This window comes from Cohnella mopanensis, assembly GCF_022352055.1.
Taxonomy (GTDB): Bacteria; Bacillota; Bacilli; order Paenibacillales; family Paenibacillaceae; genus Cohnella; species Cohnella mopanensis.
The window spans coordinates 218,028-240,321 of record NZ_JAKRWM010000008.1 but is presented as its reverse complement, the minus strand read 5'-3'; the positions used below and the strand labels follow the sequence as shown (position 1 = coordinate 240,321).

The 22,294-nt window shown below is 49.7% G+C and carries 19 protein-coding genes; 14 read left to right on the top strand and 5 right to left on the bottom strand.

The genetic code is table 11. The annotated features are described in order from the left end of the window. The first annotated feature begins 42 nt into the window (after window positions 1-42). The 4 genes from L3D05_RS14060 to L3D05_RS14045 all read left to right on the top strand — a co-directional run bounded on the left by L3D05_RS14060 (window position 43) and on the right by L3D05_RS14045 (window position 3,218). Window positions 43-549, top strand: coding sequence for a metallophosphoesterase family protein (locus tag L3D05_RS14060; RefSeq protein ID WP_239616756.1), 507 nt, complete (start codon window positions 43-45; stop codon window positions 547-549). A 69-nt stretch (window positions 550-618) separates the two neighbouring features. Continuing rightward, window positions 619-1,497 carry a radical SAM/SPASM domain-containing protein gene (locus tag L3D05_RS14055; protein ID WP_239616755.1) on the top strand — a complete coding sequence of 293 codons (879 nt, stop codon included), beginning with the start codon at window positions 619-621 and terminating at the stop codon, window positions 1,495-1,497. A gap of 121 nt (window positions 1,498-1,618) precedes the next feature. Beyond that, window positions 1,619-2,707 carry a M42 family metallopeptidase gene (locus tag L3D05_RS14050; protein WP_239616753.1) on the top strand — a complete coding sequence of 363 codons (1,089 nt, stop codon included), beginning with the start codon at window positions 1,619-1,621 and terminating at the stop codon, window positions 2,705-2,707. After that, a complete protein-coding gene (locus L3D05_RS14045) occupies window positions 2,700-3,218 on the top strand; it encodes a DinB family protein (RefSeq protein WP_239616752.1) in 519 nt (172 codons plus the stop codon). The genes L3D05_RS14050 and L3D05_RS14045 overlap by 8 nt, the downstream gene beginning before the upstream one ends. Window positions 3,219-3,649: 431 nt before the next feature. Here the strand turns inward: L3D05_RS14045 and rsgA are convergent, their stop codons facing one another. Beyond that, window positions 3,650-4,759, bottom strand: a complete 1,110-nt coding sequence (rsgA, locus tag L3D05_RS14040; protein WP_239616750.1) for a ribosome small subunit-dependent GTPase A — start codon at window positions 4,757-4,759, stop codon at window positions 3,650-3,652. 518 nt (window positions 4,760-5,277) lie between these two features. Here rsgA and L3D05_RS14035 point away from each other — a divergent pair. Beyond that, entirely contained in the window at window positions 5,278-6,702 is a 1,425-nt protein-coding gene (locus tag L3D05_RS14035; protein WP_239616894.1) for an MDR family MFS transporter, read from the top strand. A gap of 88 nt (window positions 6,703-6,790) precedes the next feature. Further along, window positions 6,791-8,035, top strand: a complete 1,245-nt coding sequence (locus tag L3D05_RS14030) for a DUF445 domain-containing protein (protein WP_239616748.1) — start codon at window positions 6,791-6,793, stop codon at window positions 8,033-8,035. A gap of 3 nt (window positions 8,036-8,038) precedes the next feature. Here the strand turns inward: L3D05_RS14030 and L3D05_RS14025 are convergent, their stop codons facing one another. Next, the gene (locus L3D05_RS14025; RefSeq protein WP_239616747.1) at window positions 8,039-8,902 is read right to left on the bottom strand and encodes an AraC family transcriptional regulator; all 864 of its coding nucleotides are present in this window, start codon (window positions 8,900-8,902) and stop codon (window positions 8,039-8,041) included. 138 nt (window positions 8,903-9,040) lie between these two features. On the opposite strand from L3D05_RS14025, the gene L3D05_RS14020 reads away from it, so the two are divergent. From L3D05_RS14020 to L3D05_RS13995, 6 genes are all read left to right on the top strand, one after another. Next, a complete protein-coding gene (locus tag L3D05_RS14020) occupies window positions 9,041-9,871 on the top strand; it encodes an amidohydrolase family protein (RefSeq protein WP_239616745.1) in 831 nt (276 codons plus the stop codon). Beyond that, window positions 9,868-11,364, top strand: coding sequence for a tagaturonate reductase (locus tag L3D05_RS14015; protein ID WP_239616744.1), 1,497 nt, complete (start codon window positions 9,868-9,870; stop codon window positions 11,362-11,364). Before L3D05_RS14020 ends, L3D05_RS14015 begins: the two co-directional genes overlap by 4 nt. Beyond that, window positions 11,361-12,854: a UxaA family hydrolase gene (locus tag L3D05_RS14010; protein ID WP_239616742.1), complete on the top strand. Its 1,494-nt coding sequence runs from the start codon at window positions 11,361-11,363 to the stop codon at window positions 12,852-12,854. Before L3D05_RS14015 ends, L3D05_RS14010 begins: the two co-directional genes overlap by 4 nt. Then, window positions 12,854-13,792 (top strand): aldo/keto reductase, encoded by a 939-nt coding sequence (locus L3D05_RS14005; RefSeq protein ID WP_239616740.1) that lies wholly within the window; start codon window positions 12,854-12,856, stop codon window positions 13,790-13,792. The genes L3D05_RS14010 and L3D05_RS14005 overlap by 1 nt, the downstream gene beginning before the upstream one ends. A gap of 20 nt (window positions 13,793-13,812) precedes the next feature. Beyond that, window positions 13,813-14,826 (top strand): zinc-binding alcohol dehydrogenase family protein, encoded by a 1,014-nt coding sequence (locus tag L3D05_RS14000; RefSeq protein WP_239616739.1) that lies wholly within the window; start codon window positions 13,813-13,815, stop codon window positions 14,824-14,826. A gap of 191 nt (window positions 14,827-15,017) precedes the next feature. Further along, a complete protein-coding gene (locus tag L3D05_RS13995; protein ID WP_239616737.1) occupies window positions 15,018-16,298 on the top strand; it encodes an ArsB/NhaD family transporter in 1,281 nt (426 codons plus the stop codon). A gap of 8 nt (window positions 16,299-16,306) precedes the next feature. Here the strand turns inward: L3D05_RS13995 and L3D05_RS13990 are convergent, their stop codons facing one another. Further along, window positions 16,307-17,218, bottom strand: a complete 912-nt coding sequence (locus L3D05_RS13990; protein WP_239616736.1) for a DMT family transporter — start codon at window positions 17,216-17,218, stop codon at window positions 16,307-16,309. 292 nt (window positions 17,219-17,510) lie between these two features. Between L3D05_RS13990 and L3D05_RS13985 the strand changes: the two genes are divergently transcribed. Further along, on the top strand, window positions 17,511-18,761 hold the full coding sequence (locus L3D05_RS13985; protein WP_239616734.1) for an MFS transporter: 1,251 nt from the start codon (window positions 17,511-17,513) through the stop codon (window positions 18,759-18,761). A gap of 27 nt (window positions 18,762-18,788) precedes the next feature. Continuing rightward, on the top strand, window positions 18,789-18,998 hold the full coding sequence (locus L3D05_RS13980) for a hypothetical protein (protein ID WP_239616733.1): 210 nt from the start codon (window positions 18,789-18,791) through the stop codon (window positions 18,996-18,998). Between the two features lie 2 nt (window positions 18,999-19,000). Here L3D05_RS13980 and pdxR read toward each other — a convergent pair whose 3' ends face one another. After that, the gene (gene pdxR / locus L3D05_RS13975) at window positions 19,001-20,458 is read right to left on the bottom strand and encodes a MocR-like pyridoxine biosynthesis transcription factor PdxR (protein ID WP_239616731.1); all 1,458 of its coding nucleotides are present in this window, start codon (window positions 20,456-20,458) and stop codon (window positions 19,001-19,003) included. A 128-nt stretch (window positions 20,459-20,586) separates the two neighbouring features. Continuing rightward, the gene (locus tag L3D05_RS13970; RefSeq protein WP_239616730.1) at window positions 20,587-22,200 is read right to left on the bottom strand and encodes an S-layer homology domain-containing protein; all 1,614 of its coding nucleotides are present in this window, start codon (window positions 22,198-22,200) and stop codon (window positions 20,587-20,589) included. Window positions 22,201-22,294 lie beyond the last annotated feature (94 nt).

Below are 22,294 nucleotides of genomic sequence, written 5' to 3'. Positions count from 1 at the left end.
TGGATAAAAATATAAAATCCTATAGAATCGAGGTCGGTGCGGATGAAAATCGTCGTCGTATCCGATACGCATATGCCTAGGATGAACAAGAAGTTGCCTGAGAGACTTATACGCGAGCTTGTGAACGCCGATGAGATCATTCATGCAGGCGACTGGACGAATCTGGCCGTCTACGAAGAGTTGGCTAAATATACTACGACCCATGGCGTCGCGGGAAACAATGATGGGGAAGACATCATTAAGCAGTTCGGCTATCGCAAGGTGCTTAAGTTCGAAGGCTATCGAATCGGCATTGTTCATGGACATGGGGCGGTTAAGAGAAAGGCAACGGAATCGCATGCTATCGACACCTTCAAGGGTGTGCGGTTGGATGCGCTTGTGTATGGCCATTCCCATATCCCCGTCCTGAAGCGTATCGGGGGACTGCTCGTGTTTAATCCGGGATCGCCGACGGATAAGAGGCGACAGTCCTTATATTCTTTCGGAATCTTGAGAGTCGAGGAAGGGCTATTATCCGCTAAACATGTGTTCTATTCAGACAAAACATGAGCTAAGCCCGCAGCCTGTGTTATACTAAAGGCATCATTGACTGAGCTAGACCGATTGGAGCACTCTAAATTGAAGAAATTCAAAAAATTTTACATCGAGATCACTAGCATCTGTAACTTAGCTTGCAGCTTCTGTCCACCGACTAAGCGCCAAGCGAATTTCATTAAAGTCGATGCCTTTACGAATACGTTGGATCAGATCCAGGGGCATGCCGAATATATTTATTTTCACGTGAAAGGCGAACCGCTGCTTCATCCTAAGATCGATGAACTGCTGGACATCAGCCATGCCAAAGGGTTCAAAGTGAATCTGACTTCCAACGGCACTCTATTGCATAAAGCCAAGTCCAAAATATTGGGGAAACCCGCGCTTCGGCAAATCAATTTCTCTCTGCATAGCTTCGACGGACATGAAGGCTCCGTAGATAAAGAAGGATATGTCTCGAGCGTGTTGGAATTTGCCAAAGAAGCGGTCGCAACTTCGAATGTTCTCATTTCATTGCGCTTATGGAATTTGACTCCGGACAATGAGACTAACTTGCAGAACGATCGAAACCGGGAAATTCTCGAACAAATCGAGAAAGCATTTGATCTCGACTATAAGATCGAGGAGCACTTTGTCCGTGGCAAGGGCATCAAGATTGCGGACCGGATTTACTTGAATCATGAAGAAGAGTTTAAGTGGCCGGACTTGAAGGAAGAGGAAGACGAGAGCAAGGGCTTCTGCCATGCGCTTCGCAATCAAGCCGGCGTGCTCGTAGATGGAACGGTGATTCCTTGTTGCTTGGACGGGGAAGGCGTCATTAACCTTGGCAACATCAACAACACTCCTTTCTCCGAAATTATCGAAGGCGAGAGGGCGACTAAGTTGTACGATGGATTTTCGAGAAGAGAAGTGGTCGAGGAATTGTGCAGAAAATGCGGCTATCGCCAAAGGTTCAACGCCTAAAAGAGATAAGCCTATGAACGAGTCGCGGAAACGCGACTTTTTTTGCAGGATTTTACTCGAAACGTTATGATCAATAGAGGATTTGTAATTTCGCATTTCTGAGTAAAGGAGATTTGTTGAAATGTCTGCAAACGTGAACTCTAGGTTCAATCGCGACTATATCGTCGAATTGCTTAAAGCCTTGTTAGCTACTCCGAGTCCTAGCGGATTCTGTATGGAGATCATGAAGCTGATTAGGGAGGAGACGTCTAAGCTCGGTTATGAGCTTGAGATGACGCCCAAAGGAAACGCGATTATCACGATTCCGGGAACGACAGGCGTAGCGGGAGACGGTGCGGAGAAGGTTATCGCTCTTACCGCGCATGTCGACACTTTAGGGGCGATGGTTCGTTCGGTTAAACCTAACGGGATGTTACGGTTTACACCCGTTGGCAGTTATGCGATGCATACGGTTGAAGGGGAATACTGCCTCGTACATACGCGCGAAGGCAAAACTTACGAAGGTACCGTATTGTCGACGAAACCATCTGTTCATGTTCACTCCGATATGCGAGAATTAAAGCGCGAGGAAGCGAACATGGAAATCCGTATCGATGAGCTCGTACATACGAAGGAAGACGCAGAGAAGCTTGGGATAAGCCCCGGCGATTTCGTCTCTTGGGATCCACGAACGCGAATTGTTCCTAACGGTTGGATTAAGTCGCGGCATCTGGACGATAAGGCTAGCGTTGCCGCATTGTTCGGATTAATGGAATGGATGAAGCGAGAGGGCAAAAGCCCGGTTCATACGGTTAAGGTGATTCTATCCACTTATGAAGAAGTAGGCCATGGTAGCTCTTATATTCCACCTGAGATTACCGAATTGATCGCGGTAGACATGGGGGCCATCGGAGATGATCTCACGACGACGGAGATGGACGTGTCGATATGCGCCAAGGACTCTTCCGGTCCGTACGATTACGAGATGACCTCGAAGTTAATAGAGCTAGCAAAGAGAGAAAAGATTGCTTATGCTATCGATATCTATCCTCATTACGGCTCTGATGCTTCAGCTGCCTTACGTGGAGGAAGCAACATCCGAGCCGCTCTTGTCGGGCCGGGCGTACATGCATCGCATGGCATGGAACGAACGCATATTGAGGCTATCGTGAATACGGCAGTATTGCTAAGTGCTTATATTATAGATCAGGGAGAGTGTACAAATGAATAATCGTCCAGCGCAAAATGAGTATGGTGCTTATTATCATCAATACGTGAGTTTGGTTCCGGATGGCGACATTCAGGATATTCTGGCGGGTTTGCTTGAGCATATGTCCGCGTACTTATCCGATATCCCCGAGACTCAGGGCAATTATCGTTACGCGCCGGGGAAATGGAGCATTAAGGAAGTCATCGGCCATATCAACGATAACGAACGCATTATGAGCTATCGGCTGCTGCGGATCGCAAGGGGAGATCAGACGCCGCTTGCCGGATATGATCAGGATGAGTTCATGCAAGGGGTCGACTTTGATTCCTCGTCCTTAGCCGATTTAATCGAAGATTACATCTCCGTGCGCAGAGCAACGCTCACTTTGCTTCGCGGATTGTCGGAAGAAGCGTGGACAAGAAGCGGGTCCGCCAACAATTGTGTATTATCCGCAAGATCGCTGGCTTACATCATCGCCGGACATGAGATTCACCACTTGAACATTATTAAAGAGAGATATATCGCGGGATAATTTTCTTCAAGTTCAATAGATCTTATTCGCACAAAGAGCATTAGTACCGCCTCGCGGTACTAATGCTCTTCATATTGACCGGAGGAATGGATTAGATTAGTGCCGTGAGGCGGTACTAATGAGCTGAAAAGCGCCATCTGGGATGAAATAGTGCCGCGAGGCGGTACTAATTAGCTGCAAAGTGCAATTTGAGATGAAATAGTGCCGCGAGGCGGTACTAATGAGTTGTAAAGTGCAATTTGGGATGGAATAGTGACGCGAGGCGGTACTAATGAGCTACAAAATGCAATTTGGGATGGAATAGTGCCGCGAGGCGGTACTAATGAGCTACAAAATGCAATTTGCGATGAAATAGTGCCGCGAGGCGGTACTATTCCATCCAGCCACTAGCCAAGTCACCCCCCGCCCCCCCGCCACATGGACCTAATTCATCACTCCTCCGACATAAACGCTTGCCGGTTCGGTCTAGTCTGCGACTTGTTCGATTTTGAGCGAGCCGTTTTTTTGCTTGCCTTGGCAGTGCCCAATTGATCTTTGCGGGCAAGGTGCGCAAGCTCACGAGCTGTTTTCTTATAATTTGCCAGTCGTTTCGGCTCCAGATTTCCGGCGTTTACCGCGTCGATGACCGCGCAGCCTTGATCGTGATCATGCTTGCAATCGCGATATCGGCATTGCGTAGCCAGCTCCTCGATATCGGCAAAAGCGTGCTGCCACCCGTCATTCGCATCCCATAGCTGAAGCTCGCGCATGCCCGGCGTATCCATCACGAGCGCCCCGTTGCCTAGCAGGAAGAGCTCCCGGTGAGTCGTCGTATGTCTGCCTCTTGCGTCGTTTTCCCGAATTCCTTGAACATGCTGGAGTTCCTTATCCGCAAGCCAGTTCAGCAGCGTAGACTTGCCAACGCCCGAAGATCCGGTGATGCCAATGGTGACTCCGGGCTTCAAGTAGGCGTTCAGATCGTCTTTGCCTTGACCTAGCAGAGCGCTAATGAAATGCACGGGTACGCCCGGAGCGACGGTCTCGACTTCCATGACGAATCTCGCCGGCTGCTCGCACAAATCCGCTTTCGTGAGCAAGACGACGGGCTGAGCCCCGCTTTCCCAAGCCGCGATGAGATATCTTTCGATTTTACGAACGTTGAAATCTTGATTAAGCGCGTTCACGATGAACAGATAGTCAAGGTTCGCGCCGATGATCTGATCTTCGATCACATTGCCGGCCGCTTTGCGGATCATCGCGGTTCGCCGCGGCAGCACGGCATGGATGACGGAACGGTTCTCGTTAGGAAGTCGTTCGACCATGACCCAGTCGCCGACTGCCGGGAAATCCCCGCGGCTGGTCGCGTTGAATTCGAACTTGCCCGACACGTTGGCGCTATGCTCGCCGGATTCCGTCATGACGTTATAGGAGTGGGAAAATTGCGCGACTACGCGAGCCGGCGACAATTGCTGGATATTTGATTTTTGTTGAGAGAGGGCTTGATCCCAATTCGGATTCCAACCATAGGCGTGCATAATTTCATTCGGACGTTCATTACTCAAAGTGGATAACCCCTTATTTTCGAATGGTGAGATAAACAAACAACCGCAGGGAATCCCTGCGGCTTTAATTGCGCGTTCGAGAAAAACGCGCACAAAAAAACCGCTCAGAGACACAACGGTCTCTGGCGGCAAATGACGAAGAGCGAGCGGATAGCGATGCTCGCTTATCCAATCCCGACTAACGTTACTGCACTACAATCCGTAGAGACCGTACAATATGCACTTGTGAACCCATCGATACAATCTGCATGTTCATTAAGTTAGACATATTACATCAGCCTCCTCGTTAATAATGATGTTATTATAAGGACTACGGAAATGGTTGTCAATAAACATACAGAAGGAAATGGGGATACGTCGCTAGACCGATATCTTAACCGCAATCGGTTCTGTAAAATAGAGTAAGCTAACGAGCATTTGAAGAAAATAATTTCGGATGCTATAGTGAATATCTACACATATTGAATTTTGGAGGTACATAAGTGAATCCCGCTAATGCAGCTGCGAGTCCGCAGCCTATGGATCTGGGGAATATTAAGCGCTTGCCGATCTTGATAACGCTTGTCATCGGCGCCTTTTTCTCCATCCTCAACGAAACTTTATTGAACATTGCTTATGTCGACCTGACGATCGATCTTAACGTATCGTACACGACGATCCAATGGTTATCGACGAGCTATATGCTTGTCGTAGGGATACTGATCCCAATTTCTGCGTTACTGGTGCAATGGTTTACGACCAGGCAGATGTTCTTAGGCGCTATGATCTTATTTTCCGCCGGGACGCTAGTATGCGCGCTCGCTCCTGAATTTTCGGTGCTGCTGATCGGTCGTATTATTCAAGCGTTCGGTACCGGATTAATGCTTCCGGTCATGATGAATACGATCCTCGTTCTGTATCCGCCAGAAAAGCGCGGAGCGGCAATGGGGAGTATCGGACTTGTTATTATGTTTGCACCGGCCATCGGGCCGACATTGTCCGGGCTCATTCTGGAATCGTTAGACTGGCGTTGGTTGTTTTATCTCGTATTCCCGTTCGGCGTTATTTCCGTTATTATCGCAGCCATTTATTTGAAAAATGTATCCCAAGTAACGAAACCTAAAGTAGACATTCTTTCGATCATTTTATCTACGATCGGATTCGGCGGCATCGTGTATGGATTCAGTAGCGCTGGCGGTGAGAACACCGGCTGGTCTAGCCCTGAAGTATATCTCACACTCATCGCCGGCGGAATAGCTTTGTTGCTGTTCGTATGGCGACAGCTGGTGTCTAAAATGCCGATTCTTGATCTTCGTGCGTTTAAGTTTCCAATGTTCTCGTTAACTACGATATTGCTCATCATCGTTATGATGGCGTTGTTCTCCACCTTAATGTTATTGCCCATTTTCCTGCAAAAGGGCCTACTGTTCACGGCATTTGCTTCCGGTCTCGTTTTACTTCCGGGGGGCATTCTAAACGGATTCCTATCCCCAATTACGGGCAAGCTGTTCGATAAATTCGGACCGCGAGTACTCGTCATTCCGGGAGCTGCGATTCTTGTCGCCGTCATGTGGTTGTTCACGCAGATCGATCTGGAGACGAGCAAAGGAACACTTATCCTGTACCATTGCATTATGATGGTCGCCATTTCCATGATTATGATGCCCGCGCAGACGAACAGTCTGAACGAGTTGCCTAAAAAATACTACCCTCACGGGACAGCGATTCTGAACACGCTGCAGCAAGTATCCGGTGCGATCGGCGTCGCCTTCTTCATCAGCATGATGTCGGCGGGGATGAAGGACTACTTGACTAAGTCCACCGATCCTTCAGCGCCAATCGAGCAGGCGCTCGCGTTAAATGCGGGTATTCATAACGCCTTCTACATCGGAATGTTTTTCGCGATCGTCGGGTTGGTTTTAACGTTCTTCGTTAAACGCTCGCACGCTCCGAAAGAGGAATAAGATCTGATATCTTGGAGTCAAATCAGAGAAACCGCTGCAGCTTATGCGCGGTTTTTCTGCCACCTATTACTTAACGAGGTTAACAATCATGAGAACAAGATATATAGCCGCTCTTTCCTTAGTCGTTATGGGCGTCGGATTCGTCACGACATTATTTCTGCCCGATCACCCGATCGTACAGCTGCTGAAGGGCGGGTTCGAAGCGGGACTAGTGGGCGGGTTCGCGGACTGGTTCGCGGTCACGGCATTGTTCCGCCATCCGCTAGGCATTCCGATTCCGCATACATCCTTGCTCTTGAAGAACAGGGATAAGATCTCCAAGTCATTAATCTCCGCATTAGAGAACGAGTTGCTCAACAAAGAAAGCATTACGCGCAAGCTCAAGCAGTTCCAACTGCTGAAGGTCGCCGGTTCCGCCGTGACAAGGTTGGTAAGCAAGCGGAGCAATCGGGTAGGCGCGTTAAATTTTGTTCGAACGTTATTGACTAAGCTTTCGCTGGATTCGATCGTTCCTCACATTCAGTCGGGAATCGTCTCCATGATCCGTCATATGGATGCTAAGCCCCTTGCGGAGAAATTGCTGCATTCGGCCGTGGAAGGCCGCTGGGATGAACGTGCGCTTGATTATGCGCTGAATCAGGGGAGGATTTGGGTAAGCAAGCCCGAAACCGGATATTTACTCGGATCGATCGCTCAACAGAAGCTGCAGGAAGCCAAAGTCGGCGGCCTGATGGGTTTTGCGGTACAAGCTTTCGCCGGATTCATGAACGAGGATAAGCTAGGGACGATGATCCAGCAGCTTCTGCTGTCGAGTATTCAAGATTTAAGCCGATCGGGTAACGCCAGCCGTGAGAAGCTGCTTGAAGAAATTCGTCATCAATTGCATCACGTCGCGGGCGATGAGGAGCTGCTGGGCCGCGGGAAGCAATGGCTTATAGAGAAAGCCTCTCATCCCGATAGCGGGAAGTTCCTGCAGGAGCGTATGGAGGATATTCGAGCTTCCCTGTTGACCGCATTAGAGAAGGAGATGGCTAGCGGAGGCCGGAAAGTCGTTACCGTTGTACGGTATGCAATCCGCAAACTACAAGCGGAGAAGGAGCTCGCGGATAATGCGGAGCGCAAAATCCTTTCCTTCGTCGTCGATTTCGTCGAGGCGAATCATTACCGCGTAGGTCTATTGTTGAAAGACAACATCGATCAGATGAATGATAAGGAACTGGTAAGGATGCTGGAAGAGAAGGTCGGCGGGGACCTTCAATGGATTCGCGTCAACGGTGCGTTATGCGGCTTCCTGATCGGATTAATTCTGACGAGCATCCAATGGCTGAGCTGAGGCTCAGCCTTTTCTTCTTTTATAAGCTCCTGGAGTTTGACCGGTAATTCTCTTAAAAATGCGATGAAAGTGAGGGAGGCTCTCGAACCCGCATTGTTCGGCAATTGAACCGATGCTTTCGTCGGTTTCGTGGAGAAGCTCTTTGGCTTGCACGATTCGTTTGGCGTTCACGTAGTCGGTGACGTTCATTCCGGTTAATTGCTTAAACACGCGCGAGAAATGGGCGGCCGTCACCGAGGCTTGCTGCGCTAACGCCGACAGCCCTAAGTCCTCATTCGGATGGGTCGCGATATAATTGAGAATTTCCTTCATCCACTGAGGTCCGATTCTTGAATCTTCGCTTTCTTCCGAATCCGTCGGAAACGCATAGCGGTTCATGCGAAGCAGCCATTGCTGAAGTTGGAGAGAGATCGCATGCCGATATCCAGGTATCTTTAATTCAAGTTCCGAGCGGATATCCTCCAATACGTTTTCGGTATAATTTTGGAGCAACTCTGTCGTTTCGAGCTTGTACTGTTTTCTTTTTCTGGCCAACTCAAAGCAACGTAAGTTGTTATAAGAATCATCGAGATTTTCGGAAGAGATCATACTCGGCGCGAAAAATACGGCCGTGGACGTAACCGGTTCATGCGGGTCCGGGAATGCCCGATGGATCGAGTTGCCGGGAATGAGGAAGAGATCGCCTTTAGCCATGTCGTAGAATTTCTGGTCGACAAACATCCTGCCTTTGCCTGCATATACATAGATCCATTCATATCGATCGTGAAGATGGTCCGGCAGCTCTCGTTCCGGGCTTTTCGTATCTTTAAATACCAGATCAAACGGAAATAACGGATCGTTAGAGAACGATTTGCGAACCGGGTTCATTCGGCATTCCTCCATCCTTCATTAGCTACCTCTAAAATATCAAAATAGAGTACAATCGTGCAAATATAAACTCTATTTATGTTGAAAATAGCTGATAAAATAGAAGCATAAGCTGAACGCAAAGGAGAATGCTCGGTTATGAGACTGGATGCCCATCAGCATTATTGGACCATGTCCCGTAAGGATTATGGCTGGATTACGCCCGAGCTGCCAACGCTTTATCGCGATTATTTGCCGGAGCACCTCGTTCCCCATTTGGCAGACCATCGGCTGGATGGAACGATTCTCGTGCAAGCCGCGCCTACAATAGAGGAAACGGATTATATTCTTAAGCTTGCGGATGAGTCCGATTCGATCGTCGGCGTCGTCGGTTGGCTCGATTTGAACGACCCGGACCATCGCACCCATTTCGAACGATTCCGTAAACATCCGAAATTCGTCGGTTTCCGCATCATGATCCAAGAGATGCCGGATGCTTCGGCGATTCTTGAGCCGCATTTCGTGAAAGCGCTTCGCTCCTACGCGGAGGAAGACTTTCCTATTGATCTGCTTGTCGTGGCCCATCAGCTCGAACCGCTCGCCGAGCTGCTCGATCAAGTGCCGGGTTTGAGAGGCGTCATCGATCATATCGGCAAGCCGCGAATCGCCGCCGGCGAGATGGAGCCATGGCTCAGCCAGATGAAGAGAATTGCCGGGCATCCTGGAATGTATTGCAAGCTGTCCGGAATGGTAACCGAAGCCGATCATCGGCAATGGGAGCCGGAACATTTTACGCCGTATATTCAACATGTGCTTGAATTGTTCGGATCGAACCGCGTGATGTTCGGCAGTGACTGGCCGGTTTGTTTGTTGTCCGCCACTTACGACCAGGTCGTCGACGTGCTTGAACAAGCGCTGCCGAATGGCTGGGGCGAACGTGAACGAGCCGCTTTGTTCGGATTAAACGCGAAGGAGTTCTATAAACGATGAAAACTTTAGATCGATCGGCGCTTCAACCTATAGAAGCACGACTGCTGGATGAGACATGCGCAAGCCCGATAACTGTACTGCAGATCGGCGAAGGTAATTTCCTGCGCGGTTTCTTCGATTGGATGGTTTACGAATCCCGCAAGCAAGGCTTATTCCAAGGAAGCGTAGCGGTGACGCAGCCGCGGCCATCCGGGAAACCTAAGATCGACACGTTAGCCGGGCAAGACGGCTTATATACGCTTGTCATTCGCGGACTGGAGAACGGAGCAAGCGTCGAACGCAAAGAAGTCATTTCGGTATTTGCCGATGCTTTCGATCCGTACAGCGAATGGGCTAGATTAGTTGAAATAGCGGAAAGTCCGGAATTGCGGTTTATCGTATCCAATACGACCGAAGCAGGGCTCGTGTATCGGCCTGAAGCGTTAACGGAAGGCACGCCTATCGTATCGTTCCCTGGTAAAGTCGCTTATCTGCTCTATCGAAGGTACTTAAAGTTCGAAGGGGCGGCAGACCGCGGGCTTATTCTGCTTCCTTGCGAGTTATTGGAGAGGAACGGGGACGCGCTTAAGGAAGCAGTCATAAAATATGCAACGGATTGGGAGCTGCCGGCATCTTTCTTGGAGTGGGTGCGCAACCATAATCGGTTCCTTAATTCGCTCGTCGATCGAATCGTAACCGGATATCCGGACAGAGAGCAAGCGGAACAATGGTTCTCGGAATGGGGATATCAAGACGACCTGCTGTGCACGGCCGAGCCCTATCATCTATGGGCGATAGAAGGCGAGTCCGAGCTGGATTCGGAGCTTCCCTTCAATCGTGCGGGTCTTAACGTACATTGGGTCGATGACCTGAAGCCCTACCAGCAACGAAAGGTGCGTATACTGAACGGGGCGCACACGTTAATGACCCCGATCGGCATCCTCCATGGGATTGAACACGTACGAGAGCTAATGGAGCATGAGTCGCTTGGTGCTTTCGTCCGGACGACGGTCGAAGAGGAGATCATCCCATCGTTGCCGTATCCGGAGCGGGAAATGAAAGATTACGCGGAAGCCGTGTTCGAACGATATTTGAACCCCTATATTCGCCATAGGCTCTCGGACATCGCGATGAATAGCATTAGCAAGTTCAAGACGCGTCTCCTTCCATCGCTTGCGTATTACGCGGAGCATGGAGAGCAAGTGCCAGCGGGAATGCTCCAGGGTCTTGCGGGGTTAGTGCGCTATTATAAAGTAATACGCAACGGCGAACAGTACGAGGGCCGTATGTTGAACGGACAAACTTATCTCGTTCGCGACGACGCGAAAGCACTGGAGACGATTGCCGAAATATGGGTGGACGCGGAGCTCGCCAGCGAGCCACTGATCGATACGGTGACTCGGATCTTGTCGGAGAAATCCCTCTGGGGCGAAGATCTAACGAGATGGAGCGGAGTCGCGGGTAAAGTAACGGAACTAATGATAGATTGGCAAGCGAAGGAGGAGCGGCAATGAGCGATTGGATAAGATTATCGGCTAACGATCAAGTGGTGATCGCCCTTAGAGAGTTTTCTACGGGAGAGGCGATTACTCTTGAGGACGGATTGACTATTACCTTGTCGGGCGATGTCCCTAAAGGGCATAAGATCTTGACCAAACCGGTCGCAGAAGGGCAGGACGTGCTCAAGTTCGGTTATTCCATCGGTAAAGCGAAGGAAAATTTATTGCCCGGCGTATGGATTCACACGCACAATCTTAGAACCGGACTTAAAGGTTTCTTAGAATATAACTACGAGCCGACCCCGCCTGTCGCGAAGGCACAGCATCCGCTTAGACAGACGTTTCAAGGTTATGTGCGTCCTAACGGACAAGTCGGGATTCGGAATGAAATATGGATCATCAACACGGTAGGCTGTATTAACAAAACGTGCGAAGTGATCGCGAACCGGGCTAATTCGCAGCATCGGGGCAGAGTGGACGGCATATATCATTTCTCCCATCCGTTCGGGTGTTCACAGCTCGGAGACGATCTGAAACATACGCAGAAGCTGCTTGCTTCGCTTGCCAACCATCCGAATGCGGCGGGCGTCTTGGTCGTTGGCCTTGGCTGCGAGAACAACCAGATTGATTCTTTCAAGCAAGCTATCGGCGATTTTGATCCGAATCGGATCAAGTTCATGAGATCCCAAGACGTGGAGGATGAACTCGAGGAAGGTCTCGCTCTCATCGAGGAGCTTGTCGATTACGCCGAACGGTTCGAGCGCGAGACCGTACCCGCATCTAAGCTGAAGCTAGGCTTGAAGTGCGGAGGCTCCGACGGGCTGTCGGGCATTACGGCCAACCCGCTTGTCGGGACGGTATCGGACAGGCTGATCGCTACGGGCGGAACGGCGATCTTGACCGAAGTGCCCGAGATGTTCGGAGCGGAGACGATACTAATGAACCGGGCGAAAGACGAAGAAGTGTTCGGGCGGATCGTCTCGCTCGTGAACGATTTCAAACAATATTTCATTCGGCACGATCAAGAAATATACGAGAATCCATCCCCGGGTAACAAGGCGGGCGGGATCAGTACGCTTGAAGAGAAGTCGCTAGGCTGCACGCAGAAGGGCGGACATTCGATCGTCACCGACGTTATCCCATATGGCGAAAGAGTTCATAAGGAAGGGCTTAACTTGCTCGAAGCGCCCGGTAACGACCTCGTCTCCGTTACGGCGCTGTCTGCCGGAGGCGCGCATATCGTTCTATTCACGACGGGCAGAGGAACGCCGTTCGGCGGTCCGGTACCGACCGTCAAAATCTCGACGAACAGCGAGCTTGCAGGACGCAAGAAAAATTGGATCGACTACGATGCCGGACAACTTCTGAACGGCAAAGGAATGGATCAATTAACGGATGAGCTATGGAATCGGTTGCTCGATATCGCTTCGGGCGACGTGCAAACGAACAACGAGGCGAACGGATTCCGAGAAATCGCAATATTCAAAGATGGAGTGATCCTGTAATGAAATATCGTTCGCTTGGCCAGACAGGACTGGATGTGTCCGTACTTAGCTTTGGAGCTTCCTCGCTAGGATCGGTATTTCGCGAGACGAATGAATCGGAAGCGATCCGTACCGTGCATGAGGCGTTGGATTCGGGGATCAATTACATCGATGTGTCTCCCTATTATGGGCTAACGAAGGCCGAGACGGTATTAGGCAAAGCGATTAAGGAGCTTGCTCGCGATCGATTTCTATTATCGACGAAAGCGGGACGTTACGGGGTAAACCAATTCGATTTCAGTGCAAAGCGGATTACTTCCAGCTTGGAAGAAAGCTTTGCTCGCCTGAATACCGACTACGTCGATATCCTTTACTTACACGACATCGAGTTTGTTTCCTCCGACATCATTGTGGAAGAAGCGATTCCGGCGCTGCAACGGTTGAAGGCGGAAGGGAAAATTCGTCACTACGGCATTTGCGGACTACCGATCTCCTTGTTCGAGTCGCTTCTTCCTCGGATCGAAGTGGACGCGATAATATCCTATTGCCATTATTCCTTGAACGATACCGCCTTGCTCGGTTTGCTGCCTTTACTGGAGCAGAAAGGGATCGGACTCGTGAATGCTTCTCCCTTGTCGATGGGGCTGCTTAGCACGAGAGGAACGCCGGACTGGCATTTGGCTAGCCCGGAATTGAAAGCGACTTGTTTACAGGCTGCACAATTATGCGCTAGCCGCGGCTTCGATATCGCCAAGCTGGCGGTACAGTATTCAACTGCCAACGCTCGGATTCCAACGACGCTAGTGAGTACGGCGAATCCTGATAATATTCGCAAGAACGCGACATGGACGGACGAGCCGATCGACGAAGAGCTGCTTAAGGACGTTTTGGCTATTCTTGAGCCTGTCCATAATCAAACTTGGGCAAGCGGCAGGACGGAATACAACAAAGGAATCTAAATTCGAAGGGGTGGTTATCGATGCGAGGAATCGTGTGCGAAGAGATCGATCGGTTTAACTTGGTAGAGCTTCCCGAACCTACTATCGTAGAGGGAGAAGCGATTGTACGTATTCGTCGCGTAGGCATCTGCGGAACGGATCTGCATGCCTTCAAGGGCAATCAGCCGTTCTTCACCTATCCGCGCGTGCTGGGGCACGAATTGGCAGGCATTATTGAACGGATCGGCGACAACGAAGCGGGGCTTGCGGTAGGAGATCAAGTTAGCGTGATCCCTTATATGCACTGCGGACAGTGCGTAGCATGCCGGAATGGCAAAACCAACTGCTGTACTTCGATGAAGGTGCTTGGCGTTCATATCGATGGGGGAATGCGGGAGAGAATTTCCGTTCCGGTTACTCATTTGATTCAAACGAACGGCTTGACGCTAGACCAAACGGCCGTTTTGGAGCCGCTTAGCATCGGAGCCCATGCGGTCAGAAGATCCGGCCTGCTTAAAGGCGAGACGGCTCTAGTCATCGGTGGAGGCCCTATTGGATTAGGCGTAATGGCTTTCGCTAAATACGCGGGAGCCCGAGTTATCGCGATGGATATTAACGATGAGAGGCTTGCCTTCTCCCGTTCGTGGGCCAACGTCGACGATACCGTCAATGCCTTGCATAATCCGCAAGAGAAGCTGGCGGAGCTTACGGGAGGGGATTTCCCGACGGTCGTATTCGACGCGACCGGGAATGCTCGCTCGATGACGGATGCTTTCGGCTGGGTCGCTCATGGCGGCCGGCTCGTGTACGTCGGATTAGTGAAAGCGGATATCGCGTTTCATGATCCGGAATTCCATAAACGCGAGCTAACGCTTATGGGAAGCCGCAACGCTACCAAAGAGGATTTCGCTAACGTCTACGCCGCCATGAAGAGCGGAGGCATCGACGTGGACAGCTATATCACGCACCGTTCATCGTTCGAAGATATGATCGGACAATTCGATACTTGGCTGAAGCCGGAATCGAAAGTCATCAAAGCGATGGTTGAGCTATAGACAACCGAACGTGAAATCAGCTATGATAGTCGAAGTGATGAACTAAATACGAACGACCGGAGGAGCCTGCCACCAGCAGGCTCTTTTTTGCTTTTTTTATAGTTACAATATGTATCGATTCTGCTGGTGAGCGCGGATGGCTCTGCCTAAATTTGGACATCATGAGGTCATTCATATTCTAGGAGGAAATTATGGGACAGCAAGCACTATGGGCAATCGGTATCTTTTTAGTCATTTACGCCCTTATCGTCTCGGAGAAAATCCATCGCACGATCGTGGCGATGATCGGCGGCATTCTAATGGTCGCCCTGGGGATCGTAGACCAAGAAACGGCGTTGCATCATATCGATTTCAATACGCTAGGTTTATTAATCGGTATGATGATCATCGTTAGCGTAACGGCAGAAACGGGTTTATTTAAAGCCATCGCGGTGTACGCGGCTAAGAAAGCGAAGGGCGAGCCTGTTCGTATTCTCGTCTCGCTAACTTTAATTACTGCAGTTGGCTCGGCATTTCTGGACAACGTGACGACCGTACTCCTGATGGTTCCTGTTACGTTCAGTATCACGAGACAGTTGAAGGTGAATCCGATCCCGTACCTGATCACGCAGATTATGGCATCCAATATCGGGGGAACCGCGACGTTGATCGGAGATCCGCCGAACATTATGATCGGCAGCGCGGTTAAGGAGCTTAGCTTCATCGATTTTATCGTGAACTTAGCGCCCGTCGTAGCCATCGTCATGATTGTCACGATCCCTATATTCATCTGGTTGTATCGCAAAAGCATCCGAACGACGGATGAACTCAAGCGAGGAATTATGGAGCTGGACGAGAAAAAGATGATCACGGATACTAAGCTGTTGAACAAGTGCTTGGTCGTTCTAGCCTTGACGATACTCGGATTTTTCACCCATCAGCTTCTTCATCTGGAGTCCGCAACGGTTGCTTTAACAGGCGCATTCTTACTGCTGCTTCTAACGGGAGAGCATAAAATGGAGGAAGCTTTCGCTAAAGTCGAGTGGATGACGATATTTTTCTTCGTCGGTTTGTTCGTGCTTGTTTCCGGATTAGTAGAGACCGGAGTCATCTCGCAATTGGCGGGGAAAGCGATCGAATGGACGGGAGGAGATTTGACGGCCACCTCGATGTTGATCTTATGGCTTAGCGCGATTGCTTCGGCTTTTCTCGACAACATTCCATTCGTCGCGACTATGATTCCAATGATTCAGGAAATGGGTTTGATGGGTATTGATAACTTAGAACCGCTATGGTGGAGCTTGGCGCTCGGAGCTTGCTTAGGCGGGAACGGCGCGCTGATTGGAGCTAGCGCCAATCTGATCGTCGCCGGAATGGCTGCTAAGGAAGGGTATCCGATTTCATTCATAAAATATTTAAGGGTCGGGTTTCCGATCATGATCCTATCGGTTATCATAGCGAGCATCTACATGTACCTAAGGTATTTATTGTAACCGATAGTCTAGGCGGCTTCGGCTTGCGAATCAACAACCGGCTTGGCGGCGTATTCCGTTCTCATATAGAGGAGCAGACCCACGATGATGAACGCGCCGCCCGCCAGTTGGAACGTCGTCACCATTTCCCGGAACAGAAGCATACCGAGTAAGCTAGCGCCAACGGGCTCCGCGAACACCGAGATGGATATCGTAGTCGGTTTGACGTACTGTAGCAGCCAATTAAAGATCATGTGTCCGAATACGGTCGGCACAATCGCCAAAGTCAAGAAGATAGACCACTCCCGGGCAGGGTACCCACCGAATTCGTAACCTACAACTAGGTTGTATACGGCAAAACAGAGAAATGCGATCGCGAAGACGATTAAGCTGTACGAATAGGAAGATACGCGGGTTAGAATCTGTTTGGCGATCAACATGTTCACGGCTACGGCGACTGTACCGAGCAACGATAGCATATCGCCCTTGAAAGCCGTACCGGATAAGCTAATGTCGCCCGATCCGACGAAGAATGCACCGATTAACGCAATCGTCAGTCCAATCAAGGCGATCTTCCCGATCCGGTCTTTGAAGACGAAATAGGCACCGATCATGACGAACACAGGTTCCAAAGCGAGAATAATCGTAGAGCTCGCGATTGACGTATAGTTAAGGGATTCCATCCACAACAAGAAATGTAGAGCCAAGAAGAATCCGGCAAGAGTTAGCAGTATCCAATCTTTACGAGAGATAGAGCGCATCGTTCTTAGCTGGCGGGTTCCGAATGGGAGCATGATGATAACGGTGAACAGCATGCGATACATGCCTTGAACGGCAGCTGGCGCATCTGAGTACCGAACGAAAATTGGAGCGAAGGAAATGGCGATCATGCCTACGATGAGGGGAATGAGCGTCGGGATAGGCGGCGATGATGGTTTCACGTGTAAGTCACTTCCTGTTCTAATGCGCAATTAAGCTATTGTAATGCCGAATATCGTAAAGATCAACCTGCGTAGGGGTGTGAAAATTTGACATCTAGAGACCATTATCCGACGTGTTAAACCATTCGTCCTCTTATAGATAATCAACATTAATACCCTGCGGGAATTTCCTGGTAGGGTATTAATGTTGTTCTTTAATAAATATTTTATAGACAAATACATTAATTGTTTATATATTAATAAACGTAAATACAATTTGTTTGTTTTTAAGTTAAGGGAGGAAGCTGTAAACATGTTCGCCAATCGTTATGTTCGAACGATCGTAATGTCGAGTTTTTTGCTGCAACTGGGAATCTGGGTTAGGAATTTCGCAATTCTGCTATACGTAACCGATATTACAAACGATGATCCGCTATATGTATCGTTGATTTCCGTAGCGGGATTCGCGCCTATTTTCTTGTTCGCAATCATCGGAGGTACTTTCGCTGACCGATGGAAGCCAAAGCGTACGATGGTTGCGAGCGATTTCTTGTCGGCCGCCTCCATTTTCGTCGTCATGTTGGTGGTTGCCTATGGTTCATGGAAAGCTTTATTCTTTGCGACGCTTGTATCGGCGATTATGTCTCAATTCTCGCAACCCTCCGTGATGAAGCTGTTTAAGCAGCATGTGCCGGAAGAACAATTGCAAGGCGTCATGGCTATGTTTCAATCGATGATGGCTTTTTTCATGGTCATCGGTCCGATAATCGGCGCGTTCGTCTACACTCATTTCGGGATTGAAGTTTCTCTAGGCGTCATGGGAGCGATGTTCATTGCCTCAGGGTTAGTTCTTACGTCTCTTCCGAAAGACTTGGAGGAGAAGAATGCGAAACAACGTCAAAGTTTTAAGCAGGATTTGAAGGATGGATTCCGGTATGTATTTAAGAACCGAGAGCTGAGAACGCTTGGAGGTACGTTCTTAGTGTCCGGTTTAGCGGTCGGGTTGATTCAGCCTCTCATGATTTTTATTACGATGGAGAATTTGGGTCAGGATAAAACGTACCTTCAGTGGTTGCTTACCGCGAATGGAGCGGCGATGCTAGTTGGAGGAGCCGTTATGATGAGTTTCGCGAAAAAGGTACAACCGCAATTTCTACTGATGGTCGGTTTGCTGGCGAGCACGCTAGGCACGTTTGTAATCGGGTGGTCGACAAGTATCATGCTGACTCTGCTGTTTCAGATCATTAACGGATTCTGTTATCCGATGATCCATATTGGGATGAACACGATGATTCTGAAAAACACGAGCGCGGAACTCATTGGACGAGTAGGGGGAGTGCTTACGCCGATGTTCATGGGTATGATGGTCATCGGGATGTCGCTGGGCGGTGCATGGAAGGAGGTATCGTCGCTCATGTTCGTATTTAGCGTAGCGGCGATCTTGTTTTTCGTTGGCGCATTGTTGACCAGTATGCTGCTTCACAAAAAAAGCCACGTCCTAGTCGGAGTGGATGGTTCGCAAATGGTTGAAATGGATGGTGTCAGATACGACCAAAAAGGTTAAAATGAGCACAAAGGGCGGTGCGAATTTATGACCACTAACATCTTGTTAATCTCGACGCTAATTATTATGGCCGTTGCCGTCATATTGACGATTAAGGTTGGTTCTTCACTGGGCAACAAGGAAGCTAACAATACCTATTCCGTTAATCCCGGGCGTAAGCTTGGCAGGCTGCTGTCCTATTATCTTATCGTAATCGTCGCTGTACTGATCGTGTTTATCGTCATAATGCGCAGTTAAATTCAGCGCGACGCGTTAACTGAACGCAATGAGCGGAAGGCTTCCGCGAATTTCCGGATACCTGGCGCGATCAGATGATCGTCCACCTTGCTGAAGGTAAGCCGAACATGGCCAGGCTGCGAGCCTAGCGTCGATCCCGGCGTGAAGACGACGCCATTGTCGATCGCCTTGTTGAAGAGTCGGAGCTCATTCCAGTCTCCCGGCAATTCACACCACAAATGAATTCCCCCGAGCGGGGCTTGGAAACGAACGTCGTCTCCAAGCTCCGCTCGCAGCGCGTTTACCGTCAACTCAAGTTTAACCTTCAATCCGATCCGCAGCTTCGTCAGATGGTTGTCCAATTCCTTGGAAGAGAGAAGCTGGGACGCTATCCACTGCGGGATATTCGAATGTCCGAAATCCAATTGCTGTTTAGCATCGGTCAGACGTTGGATAACCGATTGCGGGCCAGTAATCCAGCCGATGCGAAGTCCAGAGGATACGATCTTGGATAAGGAGCTCACATAGAGCACGGAACCATCCTGATCCATCGACTTCAAGGTGCTCACCGGACTGTGGTCGTAGCTTGTCAGGCTGTAAGGATCGTCCTCAACGATGCCAATTCCGTATTTGGTAGAAATCTCCAGAAGCCTTTTTCTTCGTTCGAAGCTCAAGGTCGTGCCGGTCGGATTATGGTATATCGGGCTCACGAACACCATCTTAATCCGGTGCTCCTTGTATAGCGATACGATTTGCTCGGGATCGATTCCTTCCTGTTCTATCGGCAATCGATACGTTCTAAGACCGGCGGAATGGAAAATGGGCAGGGAGTAAAAATAGGAAGGATCCTCGATCGCGATGGCGTCCCCCGGCTGAAGCAAACATTGAATGATGAGCTGTAGTGCCTGCTGAGCCCCTGACGTCACTAGCACGGATGAAGCGGTGGAAGGGATATTCCGATATTGCCGCAGGTGATCGGAGATGGTTTCCCTTAGCCTGAGGTTACCCTGAATATGCTCATAGCCTAAGTATTGGCTCAGTTCAAGCTGGCTGTGCGCTTCCTGCATGAGTTTAACCGGGAATAGATCGGGGCTTAGCTCGCCGATCGCAAAGTTGATGTAGGGCTTGTCCGTTCCGACGATCTTATGTATTTGCCTAGTGATCGGATCGTTGAGCTGCCTCATTCCGCCTTTGACGTATTCCTCCCAATTCGGCACCCGTTTCACGTTGCCTTCCTCCGAATGATGCAACGTAACAACGGTGCCGAAGCCTTTAATTCTCGTCACGATTCCAAGAGAACTCAATTGGTCATATGCGGATACAATGGTGCTTCGATTTACGTCGAGTTGAGAAGCAAGCGCCCTTTCGGACGGGAGAGAGCTTCCGGACGGATATTCGCCGTTCAGAATTCGAGTTTCGAAATAATTGGATATCTGTATGTAAACCGGGACTTGCAACGACTTATCTGGTTTCCACTCCATGCTGCGGTTGCGCCTCCTGATCCAAGTGCAATGTTCATATCCCATTGATTATAGCATATGAACGTGAGCGAATAACGTTGCCTTATCGCTACGTTCAAACATAGTGCAACATTATCCGCTTAGCTTCATTAGAATCGATAGTGCTCGAATTTCAACGCATTGCGCATACTAGTCCACATATCCAAGCTTTCTCCGCCCATATACCAATATCCGTAGCCTGCTACGGAATAGGACTCGCCAAGCCCGACTTTGCGGGTTAAAGATCTCCCGTCCTCCAGCCATATCCAGTGCTTAATGCCGTTCTTAGTATACGTGACCGTATATTGGCCTAGAGAATCGTTCCAGTTTAGTTTTAGTTTATTCGCTTGCACGAAGCTATTCTGCTGTATCAGGCTCCATTCGGCGGAGTGCATGCCGCTCGCATTCGAATACCAATCTCTTGTATATAACGGGAGCGCCAGTATCGTTTTGCGTGCAGGGACTTGGGAAAGCAAAGTCTTCAAGCCGGATTCGAGCCAGGGTAGGGAGGACACCGAGCCTGCTACCGATCCTCCGCCCCAATGCTCGTCATATCCCATCAGGACTATATAATCCGCGTATTTGCCAAGGGATGCATAATCGAATGCCTCCGTCCAATCCGTTCCTAGGTCGGGGGATACGTTAACCGACAGCACCGCTTGAACACCGTGAAGTGATGCGGCTAACTCTTTAATGAATAACGTGAATGTTTGTCGATCCTCAGGTCCGACATTCTCGAAATCGATGTTTAATCCGTCGATGCCATATCGTTTAACGGCGTCAGTTAGCTTAGTAATATAGCTGCTTCGCGATGCGGAAGTGTTCAACAAGAGATGGGTATTCGCCAGATCGGATCGGTTGCCTACCATCGCCCATACTTTATTGCCGCGCTGATGCGCCCATGTCAGGAGAGAAAGGTCGGTGCTGTCGTCCAGCGCACCGGATTTCCCGAGGAAAAACCAGCGGGGAGACAAGGTGTTGATCGCGGATGCCGCAACCTGTTGTTCGAACTGTTTGGTCGTTTGCCCGTATTGCCATCCGAGTTGGATGGTTGCGCCCGGTTGCTGTTGAATTTGTTGCGCCCATTGACCGTGCTGAAGGACGCGCTCCAACAATACGGCCGCTTCCTGTTTGGTGATTGGCGCTTGCGGCCGGAAATTTCCTTGTGCGTCTCCTTCCATCATAGCGAGTTGGTACAGACGCGAAACAAAGGGAGCCGCCCACGAATCGATCTGATCGCTATCCGCGTAGTAGTTCAAGGATTGATATTTGTCGGATTGCTTTAAGGCTCTGGCCATGAGTACGGCAGCCTCTTGCCTCGTAACCTTCTGGTTAGGAGCGAATAAGTTAGGCGAAATGCCTTGAACGATGCCAAGCTGGATGCCGGACTGTACCCAACCATAGAACCAAGCGGCCTTAGGAACATCCGAGTAGCCATTCATTGCGCTATTCACAGGAGCTATCGCGAATAACTTGTCGAGCATCGTAACGAACTCCGCCCTTGTGATCGCTTTTGTCGGTTCGAATTTCCGATTTCCCGTACCGTTGATGATATTCAGCTGAGAAAGATGAATAATGGCTTCTGTCGCGTAATTTTGCGTGATATCGTCAAAAGGTAATTCAGCTTGCGCTCCTGCCGCTGCCGCTACATCTTGCTGAGCGAAACTGGTCAAACTTATTATTAAGGCAAGCAGTAAGCTGCTTAAGGCTCTTAATCGAAGCATTGTTCTCTCGACTCGCTTTCATGAAACAATAGAGTAGATTCCATCCCTCTATCGTAATGAATTTCCGAGAACATACCTATCTTCAATTATTGGT